The 23719-nt window shown below is 48.5% G+C and carries 29 protein-coding genes; all 29 read right to left on the reverse strand.

Annotated features, from left to right (window positions below):
• Positions 1-6303, reverse strand: coding sequence for a LamG-like jellyroll fold domain-containing protein (locus tag CRP01_RS08985; RefSeq protein WP_099149697.1), 6303 nt, complete (start codon positions 6301-6303; stop codon positions 1-3).
• Complete coding sequence (locus tag CRP01_RS08990; protein ID WP_099149698.1) at positions 6303-8342, reverse strand: hypothetical protein; 2040 nt, start codon at positions 8340-8342, stop codon at positions 6303-6305. Before CRP01_RS08990 ends, CRP01_RS08985 begins: the two co-directional genes overlap by 1 nt.
• Positions 8339-8896, reverse strand: coding sequence for a hypothetical protein (locus tag CRP01_RS08995; protein WP_099149699.1), 558 nt, complete (start codon positions 8894-8896; stop codon positions 8339-8341). Before CRP01_RS08995 ends, CRP01_RS08990 begins: the two co-directional genes overlap by 4 nt.
• A 253-nt stretch (positions 8897-9149) precedes the next feature.
• Positions 9150-10766, reverse strand: a complete 1617-nt coding sequence (locus CRP01_RS09000; protein WP_143473333.1) for a hypothetical protein — start codon at positions 10764-10766, stop codon at positions 9150-9152.
• Complete coding sequence (locus CRP01_RS09005) at positions 10729-11283, reverse strand: hypothetical protein (protein ID WP_099149701.1); 555 nt, start codon at positions 11281-11283, stop codon at positions 10729-10731. The genes CRP01_RS09000 and CRP01_RS09005 overlap by 38 nt, the downstream gene beginning before the upstream one ends.
• 43 nt (positions 11284-11326) lie before the next feature.
• Positions 11327-12004: a hypothetical protein gene (locus CRP01_RS09010; RefSeq protein WP_099149702.1), complete on the reverse strand. Its 678-nt coding sequence runs from the start codon at positions 12002-12004 to the stop codon at positions 11327-11329.
• A gap of 67 nt (positions 12005-12071) precedes the next feature.
• The gene (locus CRP01_RS09015; protein WP_099149703.1) at positions 12072-12320 is read right to left on the reverse strand and encodes a hypothetical protein; all 249 of its coding nucleotides are present in this window, start codon (positions 12318-12320) and stop codon (positions 12072-12074) included.
• 35 nt (positions 12321-12355) lie between these two features.
• Positions 12356-12940, reverse strand: coding sequence for a hypothetical protein (locus CRP01_RS09020; RefSeq protein WP_099149704.1), 585 nt, complete (start codon positions 12938-12940; stop codon positions 12356-12358).
• A gap of 33 nt (positions 12941-12973) precedes the next feature.
• Positions 12974-13774 carry a hypothetical protein gene (locus CRP01_RS09025; protein ID WP_099149705.1) on the reverse strand — a complete coding sequence of 267 codons (801 nt, stop codon included), beginning with the start codon at positions 13772-13774 and terminating at the stop codon, positions 12974-12976.
• A gap of 53 nt (positions 13775-13827) precedes the next feature.
• A complete protein-coding gene (locus CRP01_RS09030; protein ID WP_099149706.1) occupies positions 13828-14793 on the reverse strand; it encodes a hypothetical protein in 966 nt (321 codons plus the stop codon).
• A gap of 46 nt (positions 14794-14839) precedes the next feature.
• Positions 14840-15976, reverse strand: coding sequence for a head maturation protease, ClpP-related (locus CRP01_RS09035; protein ID WP_099149707.1), 1137 nt, complete (start codon positions 15974-15976; stop codon positions 14840-14842).
• Between the two features lie 41 nt (positions 15977-16017).
• On the reverse strand, positions 16018-16464 hold the full coding sequence (locus CRP01_RS09040; RefSeq protein WP_099149708.1) for a hypothetical protein: 447 nt from the start codon (positions 16462-16464) through the stop codon (positions 16018-16020).
• 163 nt (positions 16465-16627) lie between these two features.
• Positions 16628-17119, reverse strand: a complete 492-nt coding sequence (locus CRP01_RS09045; RefSeq protein WP_099149709.1) for a hypothetical protein — start codon at positions 17117-17119, stop codon at positions 16628-16630.
• Positions 17120-17240: 121 nt separating this feature from the next.
• Positions 17241-17639 (reverse strand): hypothetical protein, encoded by a 399-nt coding sequence (locus CRP01_RS09050; protein WP_099149710.1) that lies wholly within the window; start codon positions 17637-17639, stop codon positions 17241-17243.
• Between the two features lie 72 nt (positions 17640-17711).
• On the reverse strand, positions 17712-17849 hold the full coding sequence (locus CRP01_RS42225; RefSeq protein WP_170110292.1) for a hypothetical protein: 138 nt from the start codon (positions 17847-17849) through the stop codon (positions 17712-17714).
• 119 nt (positions 17850-17968) lie between these two features.
• Positions 17969-18472: a phage holin family protein gene (locus tag CRP01_RS09055; protein ID WP_170110293.1), complete on the reverse strand. Its 504-nt coding sequence runs from the start codon at positions 18470-18472 to the stop codon at positions 17969-17971.
• Between the two features lie 199 nt (positions 18473-18671).
• Positions 18672-18932 (reverse strand): hypothetical protein, encoded by a 261-nt coding sequence (locus CRP01_RS09060; protein WP_099149712.1) that lies wholly within the window; start codon positions 18930-18932, stop codon positions 18672-18674.
• Positions 18933-19596: 664 nt separating this feature from the next.
• Entirely contained in the window at positions 19597-19812 is a 216-nt protein-coding gene (locus CRP01_RS09065) for a hypothetical protein (protein ID WP_099149713.1), read from the reverse strand.
• A 52-nt stretch (positions 19813-19864) separates the two neighbouring features.
• Positions 19865-20221 carry a hypothetical protein gene (locus CRP01_RS09070; protein WP_099149714.1) on the reverse strand — a complete coding sequence of 119 codons (357 nt, stop codon included), beginning with the start codon at positions 20219-20221 and terminating at the stop codon, positions 19865-19867.
• Positions 20222-20263: 42 nt separating this feature from the next.
• On the reverse strand, positions 20264-20437 hold the full coding sequence (locus tag CRP01_RS42230; protein WP_170110294.1) for a hypothetical protein: 174 nt from the start codon (positions 20435-20437) through the stop codon (positions 20264-20266).
• 34 nt (positions 20438-20471) lie between these two features.
• Positions 20472-20828 (reverse strand): hypothetical protein, encoded by a 357-nt coding sequence (locus CRP01_RS09075; protein ID WP_099149715.1) that lies wholly within the window; start codon positions 20826-20828, stop codon positions 20472-20474.
• Positions 20829-20857: 29 nt separating this feature from the next.
• Positions 20858-21436, reverse strand: a complete 579-nt coding sequence (locus CRP01_RS09080; RefSeq protein WP_099149716.1) for a hypothetical protein — start codon at positions 21434-21436, stop codon at positions 20858-20860.
• The gene (locus CRP01_RS42235) at positions 21436-21594 is read right to left on the reverse strand and encodes a hypothetical protein (protein WP_170110295.1); all 159 of its coding nucleotides are present in this window, start codon (positions 21592-21594) and stop codon (positions 21436-21438) included. Before CRP01_RS42235 ends, CRP01_RS09080 begins: the two co-directional genes overlap by 1 nt.
• Positions 21595-21663: 69 nt before the next feature.
• Entirely contained in the window at positions 21664-21837 is a 174-nt protein-coding gene (locus CRP01_RS42240) for a hypothetical protein (protein WP_170110294.1), read from the reverse strand.
• A 233-nt stretch (positions 21838-22070) separates the two neighbouring features.
• The gene (locus CRP01_RS41845) at positions 22071-22253 is read right to left on the reverse strand and encodes a hypothetical protein (RefSeq protein ID WP_143473334.1); all 183 of its coding nucleotides are present in this window, start codon (positions 22251-22253) and stop codon (positions 22071-22073) included.
• A 44-nt stretch (positions 22254-22297) separates the two neighbouring features.
• Positions 22298-22480 (reverse strand): hypothetical protein, encoded by a 183-nt coding sequence (locus CRP01_RS41850; RefSeq protein ID WP_143473335.1) that lies wholly within the window; start codon positions 22478-22480, stop codon positions 22298-22300.
• Positions 22481-22508: 28 nt separating this feature from the next.
• Positions 22509-22838, reverse strand: coding sequence for a DUF4326 domain-containing protein (locus tag CRP01_RS09085; RefSeq protein ID WP_099149717.1), 330 nt, complete (start codon positions 22836-22838; stop codon positions 22509-22511).
• A 7-nt stretch (positions 22839-22845) separates the two neighbouring features.
• Positions 22846-23064 carry a hypothetical protein gene (locus CRP01_RS09090; protein ID WP_099149718.1) on the reverse strand — a complete coding sequence of 73 codons (219 nt, stop codon included), beginning with the start codon at positions 23062-23064 and terminating at the stop codon, positions 22846-22848.
• Positions 23065-23095: 31 nt separating this feature from the next.
• Complete coding sequence (locus CRP01_RS09095; protein WP_099149719.1) at positions 23096-23335, reverse strand: hypothetical protein; 240 nt, start codon at positions 23333-23335, stop codon at positions 23096-23098.
• Between the last annotated feature and the right edge of the window lie 384 nt (positions 23336-23719).

Raw genomic sequence — 23719 nt, forward strand, 5'->3', positions numbered from 1 at the left:
TTAGTACATTTGGTACCACGTCGAACCCGACTTGATAAATGTGGAAAAGCCAATCCCTGTAAAGCTCACCGATGTTGATCCGGATGTTGATCCGGTTTCTACGAAGTTGCCGGGGTCATTGTCATCGTCCCGGTCTATCGTTAATCCTGTGGAAAAGTTGCCGTATTTGATGTAGATTTTTGCGCCGCCAGATAACGCAGAACCGTCCAGGTAAATGGTTGCCGGGTCAGCAAATATATCTTGCATGAAAATAAATGTTTCCCTGTTCGTAAGCGTTACCGTATCCCCGTTTGATGGAGCCGCAATTGCAAGGGCGTGACTCCCTGTCAGTTGCCCGTAGGTGGCCGCGTCGGTGGATGCCGTTCCGGGGGATAGGTTGATGATCTTTTCGTCGGAGGCGTCTATATCTGCACTGATCGTTAGGTCGGAAATGTTGTCGGGGATTAACCCGACCGTTTCGTCAATTGCGGTTTTTACGTTTGTGGCGGCGAGGCCGGAGGTGGTGTTGTCGTAGGTAATATTACTACCCGCTAAAGGTGTACCGTTAATACGATATGCACTCCCAGATGTGATGTTAACATCACCGCCTACGTGTAGTTGATAACTACCTGTGGTGATCCCCACGTTGTTTCCGATCCTAGTTTGTCCGGTAGGTCCTACGGCAAAATGGTAACCCGAGAAGTTCCGAATCCCGAAAAGAGGCTGGTTTATAATATTCGATTGAGTCCCGTTTAATGGATCAGCCGTGCTACTTGTCCGGAAACCGTAGAACTGGAACGCCGGTTCCGTACCAACCGCGTCCCCGCTTGATGTAGTTGCCGCGTTAAACCCAATCCGGCTTCGGCCCGCCGTTTCTGTAAATCCGGCGAAATTAGGTATAAACTGTCCGTTGGCGCTCGTAGCGTTTCCTATAATGAATTTTGATGTTAAGCCGTTCATTTGAAGGGATACTAATTCCTCCCTAGCCAGTGAGGCATCCGCAAAAGCCCCCGTAATTAAATTTGAAGTTGCGGCGGTTCCAATCCCTATGTTACTGGTTGATGCGGCGGCGCTGGTGAGGCGCCCGTCTGCGTCAACCGTGATATTAGCCCGATTATAGGTGCCAGCAGTTACCGCTGTACTAGCGATCTCAGAGGGCCCCACCACGCCGTCGTCAATACTCCAGGCCCCACCAGAAACAGTAATGTCTCCGTAATCGTTATCCTGTACCGCCGCCGTGTTTTCAGTAGAGAAATATTTATTTTGTATGTAGCTATACACGGCCGCCCTGTCGGTGGAGCTGGTATCATTAAGGATGATCACCTCGGCTATGTATCCAGCTAATACTTGGCCGGATGCGTATCGGCCTAAGTAAATAGTTGCGTTATCATCGTCAATGGTTCCGGAATAGGCGGTATCATCCACGTTTACGCCATCAACATCTAGGCTAATAGTTGAACCGTCGTAATAACCGCCCAGGTACGTCCATTGATTTTCGGTAAGCCCGGTGGGCGCTGCCGCTTCCTGGCTGGTGCTAATGACAAATTTTGGCAGGTTACCGCTCCCGGAAGATGTATACAATAAGGTGAATTCATCACCAGTACCGCCGGTCAATCGGCCAACCACACCGCCACCGGTGGACAGGTCGGTGGCCATCATTACTGCGAAAACCTGTATTTCGTTGTCCGGGAAATCCAAATCCGGTACAGAAAAGAAATCATTAACACCGTCGAAATAAACTGCAGGTTGCCCATTTATTTTCTCGGCCCTCAAAACCGGTCTTGCCGTGCTGGTCGCCGTCGCATTATTCCCGTTCCCGGATTTATCCGGCCAGGTACTAATAAAATCCCCCGGGGTTACATTAATATCTCCAGCGTCAAACCACGCGGATACAGTGCTTAGGGTATCCAGGAAAACGGAATCCTGGACCGGATTCAGAGGTATCTTTGCCCAGTTCCCGGATGGAGTGTGCACATAAAAGTTTGCGTTATCATTGGCAACTGCACCCGGCACCCCGACCTGGCTTTTTGCACTCGGTATGGTAGCTTTTGAAAAATCGTTTACAGCGTATTTGAAAGATGTATTTGAATAACTCCCATCTGGAACTACAATGCTCCCTATAAAACTGGTATTGCGTATCAATGAAGTATTGCTGGAATTACTGCCTATTACCAAGGAGTCCCCATAAATTTGACTGTTCGTAATGTTGTAAACTACATTATTGCCGCGCAGTAAAAAATCGTCAGTGGTGTTACCAATATCTCCAAATTGGCAGTTGTCAAATGAAAATTCTCCGGTGATCGCTGTGCCACCGCTCAATCCTGAAATACTTAACTCCCCAAATATCTTATCTCCGTAAAAATGAAAATCGCTGATTGCAATTCCGGTGATATGCCCAAATTTAACGGGACCGCCGATGAAAGTGTTATTTTTAAAGAAGATATTTTTTAGAGTGGGGGATCCGCCGTATCGGTAATAAGTTACTGCATTTGCGCCGCTTGCCTGACTTACATCAATGTAGTTACTTTCAATTAAAATACTATCCGTGACGTGTTCGGCCAAGAACCCAGACGGGGTATATGTGTCGCTGTAATCAAACTTGAAATTTATACCCCCGGATTGGGTTGTAAATGTTATGTTGTTGCCGTCAGCTAAATATATTTTGTTACCCCTAACGATTGAGTTTGTGGTGTTATTTGAAAGCAAAATCCCCGAGCGGTCGTTATATAAGGGATCAGCATCTCCACCAACGTGTACGTAGTTGCCCTCGACAATTACATTTTTCGGGAAGTGGATTAATTGGATGCCCGAGGTGGCATTATATATCCGGTTATTCCTGATCTCCCCGCCGTCAACTTCCTGCATTTCTAGGAACTTATTAGAGCAAGTATCTGCAAAACAATCCAGGATTTTAAAATTGGTATGATAACCTAAAACTGTACTATCCGGCGGTATGTTACCCTGGCTCCTTGCGCCTAGCGAAACGCCACGCAGACAGTTATAAAACCCGATCCGTTGGATAGTTATATTGTGGCCGGAATCCGTTGGCCCATCGCTGTCGAATCCAAGTAAATTAATTCCTACCCCAAGGTTTTGGTTACTTAGTTCAGTATTATACAAGTGGACCGAAAAGTCCTCACAAGTAATGTTCTCACCCGCGTCCTCGAAATAGGTAGTTCCTAAGTGGAAGATACTGAAGAACGACCTTGAACCCCCGCCCGCGGGGTCTAAATAGGTTGTCAGGTCGGCGGTAGTAGGGCTGGACCAAATATGTGTGTTTCCCATCCCGGAACCCCTAACAACTACGTTATCCGGTACTAGGCAGGGAGTTAAAATATGGTAGTTGCCAGTATTCATCTGAAACACCCCACCGCCAATATTTTGCAATACATTCAAAGTGTATTGAAATGCCGGGTAGTCGTTATAAGTTGATACCAACGTCGTAAAGTTGGTACTATCCACGGTAGCCCCAAACCATTCGGGGTACCAGATACGAGTGATAGGCTCGCCCGATATAGTGCCGCCTCCTGTGCCATCAAAAACCTGTTTCAAGGGCGCGGAAATACTCCCAAATACAAAAAGCGTGTCGTTGTCCAGGTCGATAGTTCCGGCGTCAGTAAAAACGAGTTCGACACCGGCCGGGATCACCAGGTTTGCGGACATTACCTGAGCATCATCCACTATAATTGTTTTCTTGGTAGTGCTTACAGCCGCAATAGTTGCAGCCAAACTGCCATAGTGCGAAGTTTGGAGGCCCGGGAGTTTCTGTATGTAAGTTGCATCCAGCCTATTTACACCCGAAAGCGTTTCAAGAGAGTCCCTCATTTCTTCCGCCGTCTGATCAGCGGTTGCGCCGGCCTCGATACCTCCCAGATTTGCCCGGGCCGCGGCCGCGTCGTCAACGTCGGAAAGGTTGTTCGTTGCCAATAGCGCCCCGGGTACTGATACGGAGGTCGAGGATTGCCCTATATCTTCAACAAACCGGGCCTGGGCCGTGTTGGACAAGTCTGTGGCCCCCTCCTGGACAATGATCCACCCGATACGTGTTCCGTTGGCGTTGGCGGCGGCCAGGACAAATGATCGCGTATTGATTGCGGCCTGAGCGTCGTCCAAACTACTATATTGTGCCTGACCGTACTGGAGTGTCGTGTTGCCCGATGTAAAAACGTACACCGTATGGATCACAAAGTTATTGTTCGTGATGTTAGTGAGTGTGCCGCCATTATCATATTGGTCCACAGGGACATCTACAATGCCGGAGGCTACGATCCCATCCTGCTTTAATAGGAAAAAGGTTACCGAGTCTAATGCCGGTAAAGAGTTATTGTTGGGATCTAAGGGATCGTTTGAAAAGTTGGCACCGAGTTCAAAAGTAGATCCCGCCGACCGGTTGAAAGTTAAGTTTGCGTTACCACCCATAACTAACCCCTTTTTCACTAAGGGAACATACTCTACGAGATCCCGAACAAGGTTGACATACTGCCCGGATGGGTTTTTCTCCTCCTCCAGGGCCAGGAAGTTTGAACCATTCGACGCGAGGCGGGCCAGGAAGAGTTTCTCCCGGAACTCCTTTCCAGATGGTTCGGTAGTTTGCTGTCCTATTGCGCCGGTACTATCAATGTAAACATAGGTACTTTGGGAGGCAATGTTTGCCGCCGCAATGGCTGACCCACCCGCGTAATTAATATTATAATATCCGGTTGAGGTCTTTATTTGCCCAACTGTGGCGGCTACATCAAAGGCGGTATTGTCGCCGGAGTTGATTGTCACCGCGCCCCCGGAAAACAACTCAGTACCCAGGGCTTTTACCAGGGCCGAGTCTATGCTGGCCAGGTTATTCTGGACGTTTGTTCCCTTGATTACATCGAAATTATTCGTTGATGTGGTCTCGCTTGCCGTACTCGAACCACCGCCGCCTGGGTCAAGTTGCTTCCATGTGCCGCTGGTAGGGTTGTAGTACCAATGCTGATCCACATCCACCACATAAGTAATGATCACCTTTTCAGGATAATCCACATTAGCAGTATCCGCTAAACTAGCCAGCCGCATATCAACATCAATAGGATTATTACTTTTCAAGTTCAGAGGTGCATTAATCACAATACCCTGACCAAACAGTAAGGCAGCAAAAAACATAAAACAAGCAGTCAGCAAACTCTTTTTCATCGCTCGTATTCGTTTTCTCCGAAAGAAGATCAATAAGAAAAATATAGTCTGATTGAAAGTATACTCACTGCCATCAGTTTCAGTACTGCCTGTATTAAGGTAGTACACCACGTAGTTTACAGAAGTGTAATTATTCGTCAGCCCCGTACTGGTGACGGTAGCCGTGGTTCGCGTAAAAGCTTCCGTAGCATCCAGGTTGTTCGGATCTTTGATGGATGATAGGTTAGTGTCCGACCAGGAGGCAGGAAACGCATAGTAGATCAACCCTGTACCGGTAAATGTCAGCGCTTTGTTTCCTTCAGTTGTAATCAACTTAGTCAGCGTACTATAAATTGCCCCTTTTACAGTCGTTGTATCCGTGCTTGCCATCCCGTAAAAAACCGGATACACGCCCGATAATGACCGGGTGGTACTCGAAATAGATCCCGACTCCGTTCCCGAATAATCTTGCGTAGCCTGAAAGGAATACGCCAACTGATTATAGTCACCAGATCCGGCTTGGGTGGGCGTGAAACTGATGGTCACCGTATCACCGGCCACGGCTCCGAAACTACTCACTGTGTTACTGGCTGGATTGGTACGGGTTAGTGTACCGTTGGAAAGTGTCGTACTGGCCGGGTTACTGGTTATGACTCGTAGATCAATGCTATTCGAAGTACCTACTTCGTACACGGTCGCTGATGGGGCTAATGTCAATGCCATCGTAGGCGGTGCAAAGCTCCACCATTCTAACCACTCTCCTGGAGTGGTGGCACTTATGGTGTCGCCCACCTCTGGTATTCGAAGCACGATATTGGTTGGTCCAACTGACTCTGCACTACCACCTGTCCCTATTTCTGCCCAGGCTACCCCTGTCCATCGGTACAACTTTCCATCATCCGTGTCCAAATACAATTTTGGACCCGTTCCAGGAGATCCGGAAGGAGTGCCGGATGTTTGTGTAATATTAATCTGCCGCACCCAGGCGGATCCGGATCGATCCCACATGTAGATCTCTCGGTTGGCTACATCGTAGGCAAACTCAGTGCCGTAGTCAATATCGGTAGGCGCGATCGTCGGCGGGCCGTTCGTATATCTAATGCCTGTGCCTTTGATCTGATCCTGCGCAAGGAGCTGCACAGAGGAAATAAGCAGTAATAAGAATAGTAACTTTTTCATCACGTGATTCTGGTTTTGACAAAGCCTTCATCTCCGAGTTCGTATAGATTCGGATAAGCAAGGGCATATTTTTCACCGATGGCTACTCCGGCCAGGCCGGCGGCAGCGTCATCGAAATAGGAAGTGGCTGGGCTTTTTCTTTTCACCATACCTTGTGGGTAGCCGAAGCTATTGCCGGATGAAATCGGGTAGCAACTGTCTGCGTCGACTATAGCTGCAGCAGCGTCATTAGCGTAGGATATAGCTGGGGCGTATTGAAAATGCAGGCCTTCAGGAAGTCCGAAATCATTCGGGAAGTCCAGGTCGAAGTATTCTCCGGCAGTGATGCCGTCAGCGATCGCAGCCGCAAAGCTTGCGTAGGTGCCGGACAGCGTATAATCACAGGTGAATACAGCGGCTGCCGGTTCGGGTATTTCTACATACCCGCCAGGGCGCTCGCGCCGACGGTAGATCTTATCACTTAATTGGCGGATGGCTACGAACTGTACACCATTCAGAAATTCATTGGTATTGGATACCTGGTAGCGGTTCCCTTGAATGTGAAGGGGGATATAGGTCGTGTTTTCTACCTCGAAGGCCCGGTTGTAGATGAGCAGTTCTTGCAAGGCATCTACTTCGTTGCGGCCAATGTATCCAGTACGGAAGGTGTGGGCGTTGCTGTATTCTTCCTTGTATTGACTGATCTCGGGAGAAAGCTCGGTATAATCTTTTGGTAAAACGTGGGTCCGTTCTTCTCGCTGTACGTTTAGTTGATTGTTGCTGATGCCGGTGCAGCGGAGTACTTCTGGCAGGCAGAACCCGTTCTCATAGAGAATGTACCGGACTTCTTGCTGGGGTAATCGATCAATGTAGAAAATTCGAACTTCACTCAATGGGGTAATGGTTCCGGAACTATTATAATCGTTCCGATCAATCACCTGTACGGAATATTTCTTGATCGTATCTCCAATGACTAACTGGGTGGGGCCAACGGGGATATTGGCGACTTCCCACATATCGACAACTGGATCTACCAGGGTGTGCTTGTAACTGATCGTTGGCGTGTCGCTCAAGGCCGTCCAGACCTTTAGCTCGATGGCAATGCTTTTGGAGCTTACGTTGAAGTTGAACCAGTTGATCCATTCCGGTTGATCCGGAGCAACTGATTTTCCGGATGGGTACCAGGTGAGCAGGCTATTGATGGCGCTACGGGTGCCCAAGAAGTTTGTGGTAGCAAATAGATCCTGGGTGATGCCGCCGGCCATGGCTTTTTTGGTTACGCTCACCGTCCATGCTGGCGAAACATCGTCATAGTCTTCCCGGTACCGGTAGTAGTAGTTACGTAAGTTGTCCGCTATCACTATATCTGTACCGTGTATTGAATTGAGGGGTACTTGCGGTAAACTACCTTTTACTTTCTGCCAAATAACTTCACTCAAATCCAAACAGGCAGTGCCTGTAGAATTAAGTGGCAATTCATGCTTTGATATCCTGCTGTATTCTCCTGTTCCATATTCTTCCTCAAAAAAAACATCTACCAAAATCGAATAGTTATCCGGGGCCGTAGTAGCCAGGGCAGTATCATAGTTGGTGATGGTTAGCGCCGTTGAACTGGTCATCGTCAATACCCAGTCACTATCTACCTCTACGACTTCTACGAATAGGCTGTAATCTGGTGACGGGAAAATATCATACTGAATCGCATATACTTTGAAATGCCGGTTGACGGTAGGATGGCCGTTAATCGTTTCCGCTACGGCCCGCCAGTATCCGATCGGGGATGGCGGCTTTCCTATGGTGTCATCACTGATGAACTCGGTGGATAATGAAGGAGAATCTTTTGCGGTGAAAGTGATGTTCCCGGTAGTGCCGTCCGGCTCGGTCCAATTCAGCGTAATCGTATCATCTTCTTCTAAGCCATTGATGCTTAGTATCTTCAATTCGGAACGTACCCCTTTTGGGGTGTAGGGCTGATTGTCGTCATCCGTAGCCAGAAACTCGATCACCATCGGGTTCCGGCTCAGGGCTATTGCTCCGGGTTGTTGTACGATGCTGATCATAATAAATCGTTTGGAGTTTCACCGCCGTCTAACCAAGCAGGTGCGTCGTCATGAGTAATACAATTCCGCCAGTGCTGAGAGAAGCTGAAGATGCACACTTTTGCGGCGTAGCTTCCGTTGCTGTACCGCGGCTCCGTGGTGACACTGATATCCTGATCGACATTCAGGCTCCAATAAAAAAGCGGATGTCCGTTGATGCTGTCTGCAAACATTTTTTCCAGGACCTCATCCGTAACTCTTTCTGCATCCCGTAGTGCCTCGTTATAGCCGTCCTGACCGTCTGCCCGGGGCTCGTAATGCCTTGCTATTTTGAAGCCACCCTGGATGAACTTTCTCACTTCTCCCGTACTGGAAGATTGTCCGATACGATAAGTGTAATGGAACAACTGCAGCAGATAGCCGCCGATCTTCACCTGCGTGCGCTGCTGGTCAAGCCCTTCGTCGATGTCTACCGTCTCGAAAGCCTTTTGACCATCCACATCCTGGTGAAGGATGTCCGGATGATTGACCGCCTGATGCTTGAAGTATGCGATGTACAGGTCTTCTGACTTCATGGCCCAAAAATCAGGCGAAGAGGCCGGGAAAGAAAGGACAGGCTTTAGCTACAATTGTTTTTAGCGAATGCGCAAACAGTCTTGTTTCAAATTTACAAGACCAATAAACTGACAATTAGATGATTAAATCATTTTGGTTGGAAAATATTTTCAAGCGAGCGTCCAAAAAGCCCGCCTTCGCCTGAGCATAAACGCAATTGTTTGGAGAAGAAAAACGGAAATATGCAGCGGTGGGTACCGCTGCACGTTCTTGTTAACTTGATTTGATGTGTAGACTTGGCATCAGCATGCCACTATTGTATAGGTAGGCATTGAACATTGACCACACTGCATTGTCATTAGCATCACTCAGGTCGGTAGCTTCTTGGCGGGGGATCTTGGGGTTCTTCTCACTGCTCTTATCTTTCTTGATCTCACCGCTGGATCCTTTCTTGGTCTTTGCGTTACGCATGCTAAGGTAGAGTTCCCGGCAGTTCTCCCGGTTCATCCGGTATCGAGGCAGCAGGGGGTCTCGCTCCTTGAATATCTTCTGCCACAGCAGGTACTTCTTATAGTGCTCTACATTGATGGTGCCGGTGGTCATCAGGTGCACCCGCCATCCCAGTCGGGTGAGCTGTTGGCGTACCTGTTCAGCCCTGGTCTGCTTGGTGTGGCCGGTCTCCAGGTTGCCACTCTTATCGTAGTAGAAGTAGATATCCTTACAGGTAGCCTGATGCGGTAGGTAGTATTGGTGAAAGTCTTTGTATAGATCATCCTGCATCTTCTGCTCATCACCCAGTACGTACATGGATTTGAGCGTACGGAATTCATTGATACTCTTCAGATGTTGATTGATCGTAACACAATTGATAGCAGCCCCCCAATCACCCGACAGAATAATCGGTACCCCGGCCACCAGGTCAGCATCACCACGGCAGTCGACAGTCTGCCCGGGCTGAGTGTAGTAGTCGTAGTTGAAGTTGCTATACAGGTGTAGGTCGGTATCCAGTAGATTGTAGAAGCTATCTTTTGTAAACTTCGGCCTCACGTTTTCATACTCTGCCAAGTATACCCAGTATTGGTAGGCATTATCTTGGGCCTCTTTCAGATAGCCTTCACGCAGGTGCTCCAGGTTGTGTTCACAGGTTGCTTTGATGAAAGCGATATTATCCGGGTACTGTACGGCCCGGTCTTCATAGTCGATGAACCATTGCCCCTCAGCAGTGAGCGGTGTGGAGCTGGTGTAGATCCTTGATCCGAAGTACCTGCTCTTTTGAAATACCGCCTTCTTGGTACCTCTCAATGTCGGATCAGTATTCTCCTGCAGAGCGGAGGCCTTCAGCAGGCCGGCCTCATCGCCATCGATCCAGTCCGCGTTCAAGCCACGGCCATCTCCCGGTACGTCATGACTGATCAGATGAACACCAACCCCATTCCAAAAAGTGATGTATCGATCATACTTAGCCGGCGGCTGGTAAGCTTTCACCCAGGACTTCCTCCAAGATCGGGGCGGTTGGGTACCAATGAAATAATGCAGATCCCGATAGATGCCAAACATCTCCAGGCCCTGCACCAATGAAGGAATAATTCGAGTGAGAATGAATTGATAAGAAGGTCCAATGAAAAGGCCGGTACTGCGCGGCATCTCATTCATGATGCTCGACCAATGCACCCCACGGTAAGTCGTCTTCCCCGTACCACGGCCCCATTCCAGTATTTTGGTTTTTGCGGAAGAAATAGCCGCCACGTACTGCGGAAGATTCAGTGGCACCACCTTGCGGCGTTTTTCCACCTGCTTCAGCAGGGTCTCAAAATCACCGCCGCCTTTTTCGTGTAGTTTGCGGATCTCCGTTTTAAGATCCTGCTCCTGCGTCGGTGTCAAGCTCTTCATACTGTGCATCTATTGTGACCGGCTTTGGGGCCTGATTCAGATCGATAAGCCCACCGTTGACCTCGCCCAATTTCGGAGCATTAGCCGGCGGCAAAATAATGTAGGTGTGAGCGGTAAGTTTTTCGAAATCCGGCGTATCCGGATCATGCTGATCCAATCCATAGGCCTTGACCAACGCATGCGTGGCGGCCACCATCGCTTTCGGGTCATTCTGAATATCCGCCTTTCGGTAAGCCTTTTTGGCCATTTCCGCGGCTATATTTCGGTGCACCATCTTGTCCACCTGCTGCATTTTAGAGAAGATCAACTCCGTCTCCCGGATAGTGCGCCAGGCCTGCGTACGACTCAATCCGAATTCCTTCTCCAATACGCCACTGACGTACTTACTCGGATTCCCCTCGCAGATCAGATCAAAAGTCACCCGCACCCGCTTATAGTAGTCTACCTGCGATGGATTGAGATCATCCACCCGAAGATCACCATTAAGCACCTCGATGATAGCTTCCGAATTTTTCATATTCCAAAAATGAGCCTATGCCCGGCCTTTGCCAAGGACATTGCTACAAGCCCAGCTCCCGTTCCAGCTGAGCCAACTCCAATTCCTTATCCAGTAGTTCTTTTGTGTATTCCCGGCGCTTATCCGCGTCCAGTTCCGGATCGTCCTTCCATTTTTTCAGCCGACTGATACGTGGGCGCAGGCTATACACGCGCTGCATTTTTTCTACCGTCTGCTGCACCACGTTATCCTCCGGATCCGGAGGCAGTGTGCCATCCTGCTCCCAGGCCCGGATCTGGTCGTAGAGCTCATCTGTCGGCGGCAAAACATCCTGCATGATCTCCCGGGCGATGTCGTAACGCTCTTTCGCGGTGTATTTATCCCGATCGATCACCATGGTGTGCAGTTGAGCCTTTAAGTGGCTGTATCGCTTATGAAGCGGGATTGCCTGCGCCCTGAGGGCTCGTATGGCTTCCGGTTCGTTTACTGGTTGAGGCGGATCGGGGGTGGCTTCTTCCAGATCGGAAAGCGGCACGTACGACGGATTGGCTTTCGGCTGGTAATTGATGTGCTGTTCCAGCAAACGACGCAATAAGGCCATGTCATCCGGTTCCACCCATTTCTTTTTCGCGGCTTTGCTGAGCCGGCGGACATAGGTTTCCTGCCCGGTACTCAGGTACAGCGTTACTCCCGCCGCAAACGGCCCGTTTTCATCCAGCCATTTTTGTATTAGTACTTCCATATCTTGATATACAAGAAAGCCGTTCCCAAACGAGTCAGGAACGGCTTCTTAGCTACTGTTCATCCAATTACTTCTTGGTGGGCGTGGCGCTCTTCGTATCCGTTGTGGTAGATACTTTAGCAGGTTCTTTTTTTCGGATTCGCTGAAATCCTTTGGAAATCAGCCGGTCCACCTTCTGCTTGGTCAGGTCGTTCAGATCAATGATCCCGAACCTTCCGAAGTGCTGCCGGTGGCTACCTACCCAATCTGCCAGCTCGTATCCCCCCCGCAATTCTTCGGGAAAACATTCTTCGCCGTATGGTTTCTTATCTGCCATGATTAGCTTTTTTCAAGGTTTAAAAATTGGGTTGATTAGGCTTCCGGTGTAATATCGATACCTAGGGTATCCGCATCGTACAACATCGGCATAAAGCCGGTATTGCATACGAGGGTATACTGGTGCCCAACTCGGTCGCCTGTACCCGCTCCGGATCCACCTTCGCCAGATTCTACAAAGCAGGGGTTCGCCTGGTTGCCCAGTACCACATATTCTCCCCCTTTCAACGGTACCATAGCGATGATACAGCCGGAATAAGACATCAATTCATCACCCCATTCCAGGGCCTCAGCATTCATGCCTTGTATGAAGAAATCCAGGCGGGAACGAACGGTCAGACCGCCCACTTCACCTTCGATGAGATCGCGTACGTTGCCGGTATCCACCAGGATCTTGACTTTGCGCCAAAAACCGAGGTCGGTGCCGGCACCGGTGAAATCGAAAGCTTCACCGATACGCTTCAGGTCGCCCTGTACCGGTGTGCCGGATGCGTCGGTAGTTACCTGCCATTGCGTATCCGGCCAGGCCGCCAATTCTTCCTCCAACGTAAAATACAGATCCAATTCCGTACCTGGCGGTAATTGGCTCCCGCATGCGCGGGTCAAGTTACTAAGTGCCATAATTAGCTCTTTTTTTCAGGTTAAGGAATTAGATTAAAATTCACGCTTTCGGAACAATGCGGCCACCCGTACCTGCGTACTCTGTGTACCCGTGCCCACTACCCGAATGCGTTGTCTCACCGCCCCGAGCGTACCGGAAGCGATCTGCGCGGTGCCGGAAACGATGGCGACGGTATCGACCGGAGTCCAGTAATCACCCGAGGAAAACAAACTTTCTTCCACGATGATGGACCCGGCGGATGTACCGCTGATATTGGTGTTGATCACCTGCCAACTATAATCGTATTCCTCAAAGCCCGTAGAGCTTTTGGAAGGCAGGTAGGTGATGGTGCCGCCATTCGTCAGCGTATCCAAAGTAAAGTACTCCAGATGGCCGGAGCGGAACTGCTGCGCTTCTACCGTGATGCTACTCAGCATCAGGATGAGCAACAGTACTACGCTGCCTACTACACGCAGGAAGGTTGCACCACGTCGGGCCAGGGTAGCAATCCAGTCCGCGGCCTTCTTCTGATCCATACTGATCAGCTCGGGAGACTTCAGGGCGGCTTCCTTGGTAAGTTCCTTACCATTAGCCAGCGCCATCAGGTCTTCGCTCCATACCTTTTCGCCATTGGCTGTGCGACACCATACGGCACCAGGCACGAATTCCACCTTTTTCTTCTGCGACTTATTGGTTTTGGTATCGATCATCTCCACTTCCAGGGAGCCTTCGACCTGTTTGCCGGTGAAGTCGTTTTTACCAGACACCTTTTGGTCTCGGAGGATGGTGTTTTCCTCTTTGAGCTTCGCTAATTGCGCTTCCAGCTCGGCTACTTTTTTATTCTCTTCAGCCATGATTAGCTTAGATTTTTTTTGATTGAAAAATGAATGAAAAACCGTTCGACCAATTAGGCCTGGTCGTTCACAAACATGTGATCCCAGAACCGAACGCCGAAGAAGCGGCTGAATTCAGCCAATACCTTCAGCTTGCGTTCAAATACCTGGAAACGCAGACGTGGATACACGCTTTCACCGGTACGGGTACCGATGATCATATTGTCCGTACTGTCCGGGCAGAAAATGATCCGATCGCTGCCTTCCATGCAATCCATCGGCACGATCACCTTATTGAAGTGATCTACCCGGTATACCGGATTATCCGGATTGGTAGTCACTTCCACGGTGCGCGGCTTGTTCTCAGCGTAATTTTCGGCATATTCCAGGGCCCGGGTAGAGGCCATCCGCAGTTTGCCCTTCTTCATCCGGTAACGCTTCGGCAATTGGAAACAAAAATCCCGAACCTGGTCGTGGATCGTATCAGAGGCCAAAGCACCGGTAGAGATCGGCGTCAAGGATCCAGCCGTAATAGCAGCGGCTATTTTGGTTTTGAATCCGTCGAAGGATTGAGTCGCCGTACCCGCCGTGCCGGGAGTAGGATTCACCCGAACGCCATTATAACTGGCCTCGTTCAGGTCGTCCATAAATTGCGGCATGATGTGGTTTACGATCACGTAGCGGGCATACTCCCACATATCCGGAGAAGTATCCAACTGAAAAAACTGCGGAGCCCAGCTGGCATAGAACTCTTCGAGCTGTAGCGCATCGAATTCCAGGTCGATCTTACCGAGCTGCAATACGTTCTCTACCGCGTCGAAATCTTCCTCATTATTCGGAGTGAAGGCCGCCTGGTAAGGCTGTAATCCGCCGGTGATGGAAATATTCGCAGCACTGAAGGTGTGTTCAGTCTGTACGAAAGTGAGATCGCGTTCGAATTCCAGGCCCTGTTTCAGAGACTGGTGGATCGTGCGATCATAAGTAACCGCAACCTGATTCAGGGTGGCCGCGGTGGCTTCTATGGAAATGCTATGAGCCATCTTTCCTTATTTTTTTTTGGGTTGAGAAATGCTTTTGAAGCCGGCGTTATGAAAATTTCACACGCTCGCCGGTTTCAGTCGCTTTGGTGAAGGAATCGTTTGCTTCCTTGGCGTTTTGCTGCAGCCAGGCCTGTTTGGCATCCGGTGGGGCCGGAGTGGCGGTCTGCGTAGCATTTGCGCCTGGTTGCGCACCGATTTCGGCCAGTTTTCCTTCCAGCTGAGTGATCTTTTCATTCAGTGGATTGATGGCAGCCTGTACGGCAGCGGTCACCGTGCTGGTCATCGACTCAGTGGCCTGCTGCTCGGGCGTTTTCGGTGCTTCCACCTTGTAGCCCTGGTCGGAAAGATGCTGGATCACTTCTTCCAGTTTTATATCGCCCTGTTCGAGGCTGTTTTGAAATTCCTTGATGTCCATGGAATTTTGATTTTTTGATGAATTAATTGTTTGTAAAGCAACCGGAGCCGGATGAAAAACCTGCCCGATACGATCCCGGAGCCGTCCCAGCCAATTCTGGGCTACCTGATCTCCTTTGGTGCTGAAGTGTGACAGTAGTTGCGAATACGTCATCTGCTCCACGTTGTCGGGAGTATTTTGCGATTCGTACTGTTCGACCTCTCCAATGAGCCCCATCTCTACGCATTGTTTTGCGGCGTACCAGTGGTCTTCGTAATCGAAGAACATTTCCTTCACCTGATCTTCATTCATGCCCGTAGCAGCCGCGATAACGGCCACGGAGGCAGCATCGAAAGTGTCGAGTTGATCAGCCGCCTGGCGGAGATCCTTGGCAGTGCCGTAAATGATGGTAGAAGTGGAATGGAGCATCAACTTGGCATTCACGCTCATGTGGCGCTGGTGACCGGCCAGCCAGATCACCGCAGCGATCGAGGCCGCCATGCCGTCGTTGTAGGTGTGGATCTCAGCTTCGCAGTTCCGTATTGCAGCAATGATGGCATCACCATGGTAGACGGAGCCTCCGGGGCTATTAATGCGGATGTTGATCCGCTGGTAGCGGCTTGCCAGCTCGCTTAGCTTTTGGATAAAAGCTATATCCGTAATCCGTTCTTCCTTGCGATCCTCATCCCACCAGTCATCCTGACCGATGTAGCCATACAGTAAAATATCCGCTGAGTCTGCTTGCTCAGAGGAAATTACCTGAAAGTATTGATCCGATTGCTTTTTCATATGCTTACAAAAATGATGTTCTGTTTACGGTATTACTAGGACTAGAATACCGGCACATAGCCGGGCGAACGCAGTGCAGTTTCCCCCTGGAAGCTGATGCGGTAGTTATTGAGTCCGTTTTCGTCGCTGGTATCGGCCTGGGCCTCAAAGGATAGCGGAGCGTGCAGATCTCCGATGAGCCAGGCCTGCCCGTTGCGGTCGGTACCCCGCACCAGAAAGGTGATCCGCTCCATCTGCATGATCTCCTGCGCTACGGCCGGCCGGAGCTTCGGTACCACCCCTGAAATACCCTGATCATAGCGGGGGCCCTGGTTGGTTACTTGTCCGTTTTCCGACCAGTTGCGCCCGCCGGGCAATAAGGGCATGCTCAGCCAGCTCGCACCGGGGAGAAGCGGTATAGCATATTGCCAATTGTTCGCGTCACTACGAATTTTTTCGTAATTACCGGAATCAATCCAGGCTGTCGGCACGTACTCGATCGTGTACATGCCGCCCAGGTTCCGAAGTCCACAAAATGATGATAATCCTTGCAACATGATCGCAAGGTAAATGGAGGTGATTGATCAGGAAAGGACAGGCTAAAGTGTTAAGAAACAGAGGACAGCAGGATTTTGGCAGAGGCAGGAAAGAGCCCCGAAATTCGGGACTCTATCACAGGAGGACACATCGTTCAGTAAAACCCGGTATTTTTTTAGCTTTTCGGAGCCTATAATTTGACTTTTTTAATGTATCCGACTCCAATTGCTCTTCAATCTCAAAATCGGTCAAAAAATCATGGATGACATCGATCTCTTTGCTCAGGTACTTCTCCCGGGCCACCAGGATCCGGTCGAGCAATAATTCATTTAGAAGTTTGTGCAGGAATTGATTGAATACGATGATATTCTGGGAACTGATGGAAATCTCCCCGCGGTCGAGCATGCTGGAGTTGATCTTGAATTGCAGGCTGGCACCATACTCCGGGCTGAGCCGATAATCTTTCCGGTCTGGCATCTTCATCTTGCCCTCCAGCATCATGCGGAGTACGTAGCAGATCACGCCGCCGTTCTTCAAATCCAGTACTTCGTCCTCTTCACAATTTTCGAGGATGAGGGCAAAGGTCTTTAGGTGATCCTTCACCGGGATGCTTGCAACGATGTTCATGGTGGGTATAATTGGTTATTAAACCCATTGAGTGGTCCTACAATATACGCAAAAAGGGCACCAAAAGATGCCCTTTCGCCAAATAAATACACTCAAATAAATTATAATCCCACGAATATGGTCACAATTCGCTTACAGATGTCGTCTCGAAGTCTTCCTCCGGCCGACCGGCATCGATGATCAGGTCGATGGCATCCAGTACGATCTGTGCAGCCCGGATCACCAGGGCCTGCATTTTGGCGTTGGGCAATCCGATCTCTTCGGCCAGGTCGCTGATCAGTTCGTCTTTCTCTCCTTCGGTGTAGTCTTTCACTTCACGCTTCAGTGCAGCGAGATCGGGCAGTTGCCGGATCACCTTAACAGCGATCGTCTGCAATGCGTTGAGGCCTTCCAGTAGCTGGATGTCTCCATCCTGATTGGTATCGATATTGACCAGGCTGCGCACGCTGGTGCCCAGAATGTCCGCTACCACTTTACTCTCATCAATGCCTTCTACATTGATGTGGTCTTGGTTTTGCATAAGCTTAGCAGTTTATTTTGTGATTAATCATACTGCAAGATGCCCCCGAACAATTGCACGTTCAAGGACCGCTTAGCTGACCAGTTGAGCGGATTCTATCGGGCAAAAATCGGTGAAGGACAAAGCCGCACGGCCGGTCCAGTCGGTGCCGATATCGGAGGCATCTCCTTCCGCTTTGTAGTAGGCGTAGGTGGTCACATCCCCGCTCACCGTCCGTTCCCGGATGATGTATTTGTGCGTACCGTTGTAGCCCCAGTTGATGAACAGGTGATAGTGTGCACCACTGGACGGCTGATCGGCCTTATTCAGAAAGTAAGCTTAGGTTTTGCTCATGATGAATGGTTTTGAGAAGGTTCTTCTTCCAGGTCCGTCAGCTGGTCGCTTGGTGCCGGCACCTTGGTCTTCAGATTTACTTTTTTCAATTGGCCGTTGATGGCTTCCCGCACGATGGCCAACACATTGGTGCCGGTGATCTTGCTGATGTTCTCCAGGTTGCTGTACAGTTCTACCAGGGCGATATAGGTGGCGACCATGCTCACGATCCATTTGGATCCGAAGAAAGTCGTCTCTACAATCAGCACCAGCACGATGGCCAGGCAGTAGAAAATAATTTTTCGTATCGTTCGGAGCAGCCCCCGGCTGGTAATCTTCTCCTTTTGCTGCAGGGCAGCGGATATGCCGGTGATCCAGTCGCTCATCACTAAGACCACCCCAACCGCCAGAAACCCGGCGATCGGCAGTAAATGTCCGACCAGCCAGGCCAATACAATGGACAAGGCCGCTTTGACGCCGTGTGCCTTCCCTAGTTCTATAAGTAATTGCTCGAAGCTCATGCTCGCTTGTTTTGGGCCTCTCATATCCCTGCTCGGTTTTTGGTTTGGTGATTAAGTGTTGATATGTTCAGGGAATTATGGGTGCAATATAGGCGGGCTGCAGCGGACTGGCTAGGACACAGAAAAAGCCCTACCTCCCCCTCCGGGAAGCAGGGCTATACACCCATACGCTTAAAAAATACTGCAATTCGCTACAATGTTAATCTACTTCCCGGATACTTTGAAAGACATGCTTCAGGCCGGTGAGCAATTCAAAAGCCTTTTGCATCTCTCTGATGTGCGGGGAATCATCTTCGATCAGTAATGGTACCGATTCGGATGATTGCTCGAAATGCCGGGCCAGATCGGCCGGCTGCTTGATGCGGCTGTCATTGAGGTAGAAAAATAATGGACCGAGGTCGTAACGGCGGCCGGTGTAGGGATCTTTTACCAAGGCTGGTAACGTCTGTTTGTTCTGCATGATACAATAATTGAAATATGAAGTGGGACCAAAGCATTGGCTGCAGAACAAACAGATCAACCTTGCGGAAGAAAAGAATATTACCAGACATAGCCCGCCTAATAGCCCGTCGGCATCTTAGGAGGCTTCTGGCTCCAATGCAATGATCCCTTAATGTGTTTCGGTACATCAACAAGGTTTTGAAGTAATGAATTCTGTTAGTTCTGCACTTCAAATCTACAAAATCCCCCCGAAAAGGGCAAATCTGACCCCATTTTTACAAATAGACACCTGCCTGAGAATTGGAAAATAGTGGGACTTTGGGACTGACCACTGTAAATACATTGATAATCAATGAGTTATTCAGTCCCAGGGGGTGGGACTGCCTGGGACTGTTTTCCCATGTCTGGGACTTTGGGACTTTGGGACTGCCTGGGACTGTTTTTGGGACTTAATAAAAGGCTGTCTTTCAAAGGCTTACAGCCAATCAGTCCCAAAGTCCCAGCTTTTTCTAAAATAACACAAGGTCTACTTTGTAAAGAGGTGTATAAATAAAGATATTATATATATATAGCCGGCGGCGGAAAATAAAAACCTGCTCCCCTCCCGGGGAGGCATAAAAAAAGCCCCGATCGGATGATCGAGGCTGCATAGTCAATAGTCACGTATAAACAGCGCTTATCGCCTAGAGGTTGGGTTCTTGCTCCAGGTCCTGGAGGTATTCTTTGGCGGCCGCCAGGTGGTTGGCGATCACTTTACCTCGCTCGAATTCTTCTTCGATCTCAGCTTTCAACTGAGCAAGGTATTTCTGATTCCGCTCAGATTCTTTCTCCCAATACGTTACCGTTTTGGTAGCATTGGCCAGGTTCTTGGCCCGGAGTTGTTCGATATCTTTTGGCATGGTCTTTTTTTCTGGCAAATTAGGGTGTGTGGATCCCGGGGGCAAGGACTGGTTAGAAGGGTAAGTCGTCCATCTCACACTCCACTGCTTCCGGCAATTGTATTTCTTCACCGAGTGAAAACACATAATACTGTTTGCCCGGCTCAGCTCCCCATTCTGGGAGCCCTTTCGATACCTTCATTCCTGTACACTCGAATAACATTTCCGGGCGATCCTTTCGGTATCCGTTCGCAAAGCAGATGATCACATCGGTAGGATGATAGTACCGGCCATTGATCAGGATATTGGCCTGGCCGAAAATACGGTTCCAGTACGGTTTGATTTCTCGGTACTCTTCTTTTTTCTCTCCGGATCTGATCATGTCGAACCATTTCCGTTTGAGATTGAGGTGCAGTAGTGGTTTTGGCATGGTGGTATTGTTAAAGGGCGGTTACTTGTGTTGTTTCTCCAGTCATAGATCAATGATTATAAAAATCAAGAATGCAATTATTGATATTGCGAGATATACCTTGCCGCCACTCCAAACAGGGCGACTATCATCTAGTTTTGCTTTTCGTCCAATCCGGAACATAAGAGCAGAGAGCAAAGCCCCTACTGCCATAATAGCCAATAATATCAGTTTCATGGTAATTTAGTTTGTGGCCAAAAGGGCCGGTTTATTAGTCAGTTAATTCATCTTCGAATCCAAGCGCTAAAGACAGATCCGGAAGCACGTCAATCTCCCCCTTGATATATTGCAGGATTTCAAAATTGAAATCGTCGTAATCGTGAATGAAAACTTCCAAGGGAGATACTTTATAAACCCATCCGGACGGATGAATTTCTTTTTTATTCCCTGCTATCTCCGCAAGCTCTTTTGCTCGAATCGAATCACAATGACCAGTCATTAGCCCGTAAATGCAGTTTTCGTCAGATGAAGGATGAAATTCATGCCAGTCCAACCGTTCCTTTTCCTCCGCCGTGGCATGTTCCCGCAAGGCTTTTATTTCACGAATAACTGATTCTATATCTATCATGGTATTATCGTTGCGCCTTCCGGCCGTTTTTAAGATGAATAAACAAATACATTGTTGTCGTATACATTTTTCATTGCGTTAGCGTAAAATGCAAGTCGGTCTAAACTCACTGGCTTATAATTCCAGACATCAACACCGACATTAATCATTCCTTTTTGAACCCGCCAAAGTCCATGTATGTGAGCAGTTAGGCACAAGTCAGCATTATAAACTTGATCTAAGCATTGATTAGGATAGTGATTCAGGTAAGTTATTCCGATTCCAGGCAGGTCAATAATCTTATCCGGGTAAATAAAATCAAAGAGCGACAAGCCTAAATCACCTGTTCTTCCATCATCGTAATTACCAGTGATCAGGGTAAATCTTGAATTAGGATAGCGACCTTTTAAGTCCCGAAGTATCGGCAATGTTCTTTCACTCATATCGTACACAACATCTCCAAGGTGGTAAAGCTCGTCCCCATCTCGAAATACTGACTTGAAGTTTTCAATCATCAACTTATCTTGTTCCTCAGTAGAAAAAACTGGTCTATCAAAAAAATCAGGTTTTCCGTTAATACCAATCCGATCCTCTCCTAAGTGCCAGTCTGCGGTAAAATATGTTTTCATTATGCTTTGGGTTTTGGAAATGAATAAGACCATGTTTTCCCACCTCCGGGCCACTCGCAATACAATACTCCATCATTCCACGACCAATCGTATCCACCATCATCAGTGAATGGTCCATGTTGAATTAATTTTTGATATGCTTCTTTTTTGTTCATCATGATTGATAGTATTTTTTAACGTCTGATTGATTGCCCAAAAACGGGCGGTTACTTGTGTTGTTTCTCCAGTCATAGATCAATGATTATAAAAATCAAGAATGCAATTATTGATATTGCGAGATATACCTTGCCGCCACTCCAAACAGGGCGACTATCATCTAGTTTTGCTTTTCGTCCAATCCGGAACATAAGAGCAGAGAGCAAAGCCCCTACTGCCATAATAGCCAATAATATCAGTTTCATGGTAATTTAGTTTGTGGCCAAAAGGGCCGTTATTCTTTAGTTATAAAATAAATTTGGGCCTCGACAACTACGGGATCATTTTGGTTGGCGACTGACTCTGATCCGAATAACGCTGTCCCGGTGCCACCCGGTTAGTCTGCCCTGGCGTGTCTCTATCACGAAGCCCTAGCCGATACGCGGCTTGCTTCATCTTTCCACGCTGTCACAGTGGCCCACTGCGCAAATGGGCGGTTTTATACTCGTTCGCAAAATGGGCATTGCACTAAGCATCGCTCTTTATCATCTTCATCCAAGCAGAAGAAATTAGGATCGAGTTGCATTCCTGTTTCAATCACCTCTGCCTGATCCGGATAATCATTTTCCGGTGGCGGCAGGTGATCGCAGTGCGGTCTGGCTGGTATGGTTTTCTTTTCCATGATAGTTCGATTTAATGTCTGATTGATTGCCCAAAAACGGGCCGTTATTTTGACTCATCATCTTTGATAAAAAGATTTTTCAACTGTACAGATAACACACCGCACACAACAACTAAGCTAAACCAATGGTGCATTGGGACCGGATCGCCAAGTGTACTAAAAGAAAGTGCAATAAGGTGTCCGAGTAATAATCCAAGCGATAGAATCCTTCCGTCTGTTACTTTCATATTCGTGGTTGTGCCTTCCGGCCGTTATTTAAGAATTTGCAATTTCGATTAATACATCCGCATGGCATGGATCACCCTCTTTGCACCAGCAAGCCAAATCTTTTCCACCTAAAAAGGCTTTAATTAGCTTGTGGCTCGGCAATCCATGTTTATTGATATATTCATTTCCGTATGGGTGCATATCACTATACCACTTGCCATTTAGTAAATCACGGAACATTTCAATACTCCGTTCTCTTCCAAATTTTTCAGCAGGAAATGGATTGCCAAACCGACCTGGCCGGGTAACACTTACAGCATTAGCTGGCATTTTCCAGCCTCTTACCCGTTTTCGTTGTATCCGCTTAGGTGTATTCATTTTTTGCCTATTTTTTACGGTTAAAAAATCCGATCATATCGAGTGCCATTAAAGGTGGAAAACATATTTTCACCAAGCCAGTTACAATGGTATTCGCCCATGCAAATTCATGTTTTGGATCATGGAGCCATATTCCGGAAATAACCGCATACACTAATCCGGTTCCGAACCATGCCTTCCAGAACTCGATTTGATCGGGGCTTAATTGATTGATGTATTCTAACATAGGGTTAAAGTTTTCTGCCCATAAAGGGCCGTTATTGTTGAAATAGATAATCAATAAATTCCTCTACAGTAGCGTACCCACCTTTGACCTGCTTTACGTGCAAATCGACATCATCCTTCCAGTCGTAAACCATGAATACGCCCTTCTTGTATTCACATCGCCACTCATCGGTACTTTTGCCGTCTGAGTTCGGGCCAATGTTTACGCCGATCTCATCGAGCCGGGAGCGGACGCCCGGAGTATCCTGTATTCGCGGTATTGACTTAATCATTTTCGATTCGGTTAAGTCTGTCAATCTCAGCCGCGATAAGCGCCCCGGCTTTCTGTAATTCCCGGATGCGATTTTCGGGCGATGGCTTCCACCACATAACATATTGATAGTTTGATTTAACGTCTGTTTGAATAGCCGAAATCGGCCTATTTTTTGTTGTTAAGGAGTCTGTGTAAGTTAATCACGGTATTTGCTGCGTACAGCACAACAATACAGAATACCAAAGTTTCCATTACATTCATAATCGTGTTTTGCGCCCAGAAAGGGGCCGTTATTGTGTGATTAATTAAACTTCGCAAATTTCCATTTCCCCGGACATTACCTTTTCTGTCTTGGGATCTATCAGGTTTGCGAAATCAACCTGACAGAATATGCCGCAACTTG

Source organism: Flavilitoribacter nigricans DSM 23189 = NBRC 102662, from assembly GCF_002646595.1.
Taxonomy (GTDB): domain Bacteria; phylum Bacteroidota; class Bacteroidia; order Chitinophagales; family Saprospiraceae; genus Flavilitoribacter; species Flavilitoribacter nigricans.

What these genes read in the sequence shown, in the direction of transcription:
- CRP01_RS08985 (WP_099149697.1), bottom strand. Translation starts at nt 6,303, where the DNA reads ATGAAAAAGTTACTATTCTTATTACTGCTTATTTCCTCTGTGCAGCTC.
- CRP01_RS08990 (WP_099149698.1), bottom strand. Translation starts at nt 8,342, where the DNA reads ATGATCAGCATCGTACAACAACCCGGAGCAATAGCCCTGAGCCGGAAC.
- CRP01_RS08995 (WP_099149699.1), bottom strand. Translation starts at nt 8,896, where the DNA reads ATGAAGTCAGAAGACCTGTACATCGCATACTTCAAGCATCAGGCGGTC.
- CRP01_RS09000 (WP_143473333.1), bottom strand. Translation starts at nt 10,766, where the DNA reads ATGAAGAGCTTGACACCGACGCAGGAGCAGGATCTTAAAACGGAGATC.
- CRP01_RS09005 (WP_099149701.1), bottom strand. Translation starts at nt 11,283, where the DNA reads ATGAAAAATTCGGAAGCTATCATCGAGGTGCTTAATGGTGATCTTCGG.
- CRP01_RS09010 (WP_099149702.1), bottom strand. Translation starts at nt 12,004, where the DNA reads ATGGAAGTACTAATACAAAAATGGCTGGATGAAAACGGGCCGTTTGCG.
- CRP01_RS09015 (WP_099149703.1), bottom strand. Translation starts at nt 12,320, where the DNA reads ATGGCAGATAAGAAACCATACGGCGAAGAATGTTTTCCCGAAGAATTG.
- CRP01_RS09020 (WP_099149704.1), bottom strand. Translation starts at nt 12,940, where the DNA reads ATGGCACTTAGTAACTTGACCCGCGCATGCGGGAGCCAATTACCGCCA.
- CRP01_RS09025 (WP_099149705.1), bottom strand. Translation starts at nt 13,774, where the DNA reads ATGGCTGAAGAGAATAAAAAAGTAGCCGAGCTGGAAGCGCAATTAGCG.
- CRP01_RS09030 (WP_099149706.1), bottom strand. Translation starts at nt 14,793, where the DNA reads ATGGCTCATAGCATTTCCATAGAAGCCACCGCGGCCACCCTGAATCAG.
- CRP01_RS09035 (WP_099149707.1), bottom strand. Translation starts at nt 15,976, where the DNA reads ATGAAAAAGCAATCGGATCAATACTTTCAGGTAATTTCCTCTGAGCAA.
- CRP01_RS09040 (WP_099149708.1), bottom strand. Translation starts at nt 16,464, where the DNA reads ATGTACACGATCGAGTACGTGCCGACAGCCTGGATTGATTCCGGTAAT.
- CRP01_RS09045 (WP_099149709.1), bottom strand. Translation starts at nt 17,119, where the DNA reads ATGAACATCGTTGCAAGCATCCCGGTGAAGGATCACCTAAAGACCTTT.
- CRP01_RS09050 (WP_099149710.1), bottom strand. Translation starts at nt 17,639, where the DNA reads ATGCAAAACCAAGACCACATCAATGTAGAAGGCATTGATGAGAGTAAA.
- CRP01_RS09055 (WP_170110293.1), bottom strand. Translation starts at nt 18,472, where the DNA reads ATGAGCTTCGAGCAATTACTTATAGAACTAGGGAAGGCACACGGCGTC.
- CRP01_RS09060 (WP_099149712.1), bottom strand. Translation starts at nt 18,932, where the DNA reads ATGCAGAACAAACAGACGTTACCAGCCTTGGTAAAAGATCCCTACACC.
- CRP01_RS09065 (WP_099149713.1), bottom strand. Translation starts at nt 19,812, where the DNA reads ATGCCAAAAGATATCGAACAACTCCGGGCCAAGAACCTGGCCAATGCT.
- CRP01_RS09070 (WP_099149714.1), bottom strand. Translation starts at nt 20,221, where the DNA reads ATGCCAAAACCACTACTGCACCTCAATCTCAAACGGAAATGGTTCGAC.
- CRP01_RS42230 (WP_170110294.1), bottom strand. Translation starts at nt 20,437, where the DNA reads ATGAAACTGATATTATTGGCTATTATGGCAGTAGGGGCTTTGCTCTCT.
- CRP01_RS09075 (WP_099149715.1), bottom strand. Translation starts at nt 20,828, where the DNA reads ATGATAGATATAGAATCAGTTATTCGTGAAATAAAAGCCTTGCGGGAA.
- CRP01_RS09080 (WP_099149716.1), bottom strand. Translation starts at nt 21,436, where the DNA reads ATGAAAACATATTTTACCGCAGACTGGCACTTAGGAGAGGATCGGATT.
- CRP01_RS42235 (WP_170110295.1), bottom strand. Translation starts at nt 21,594, where the DNA reads ATGATGAACAAAAAAGAAGCATATCAAAAATTAATTCAACATGGACCA.
- CRP01_RS42240 (WP_170110294.1), bottom strand. Translation starts at nt 21,837, where the DNA reads ATGAAACTGATATTATTGGCTATTATGGCAGTAGGGGCTTTGCTCTCT.
- CRP01_RS41845 (WP_143473334.1), bottom strand. Translation starts at nt 22,253, where the DNA reads ATGGAAAAGAAAACCATACCAGCCAGACCGCACTGCGATCACCTGCCG.
- CRP01_RS41850 (WP_143473335.1), bottom strand. Translation starts at nt 22,480, where the DNA reads ATGAAAGTAACAGACGGAAGGATTCTATCGCTTGGATTATTACTCGGA.
- CRP01_RS09085 (WP_099149717.1), bottom strand. Translation starts at nt 22,838, where the DNA reads ATGAATACACCTAAGCGGATACAACGAAAACGGGTAAGAGGCTGGAAA.
- CRP01_RS09090 (WP_099149718.1), bottom strand. Translation starts at nt 23,064, where the DNA reads ATGTTAGAATACATCAATCAATTAAGCCCCGATCAAATCGAGTTCTGG.
- CRP01_RS09095 (WP_099149719.1), bottom strand. Translation starts at nt 23,335, where the DNA reads ATGATTAAGTCAATACCGCGAATACAGGATACTCCGGGCGTCCGCTCC.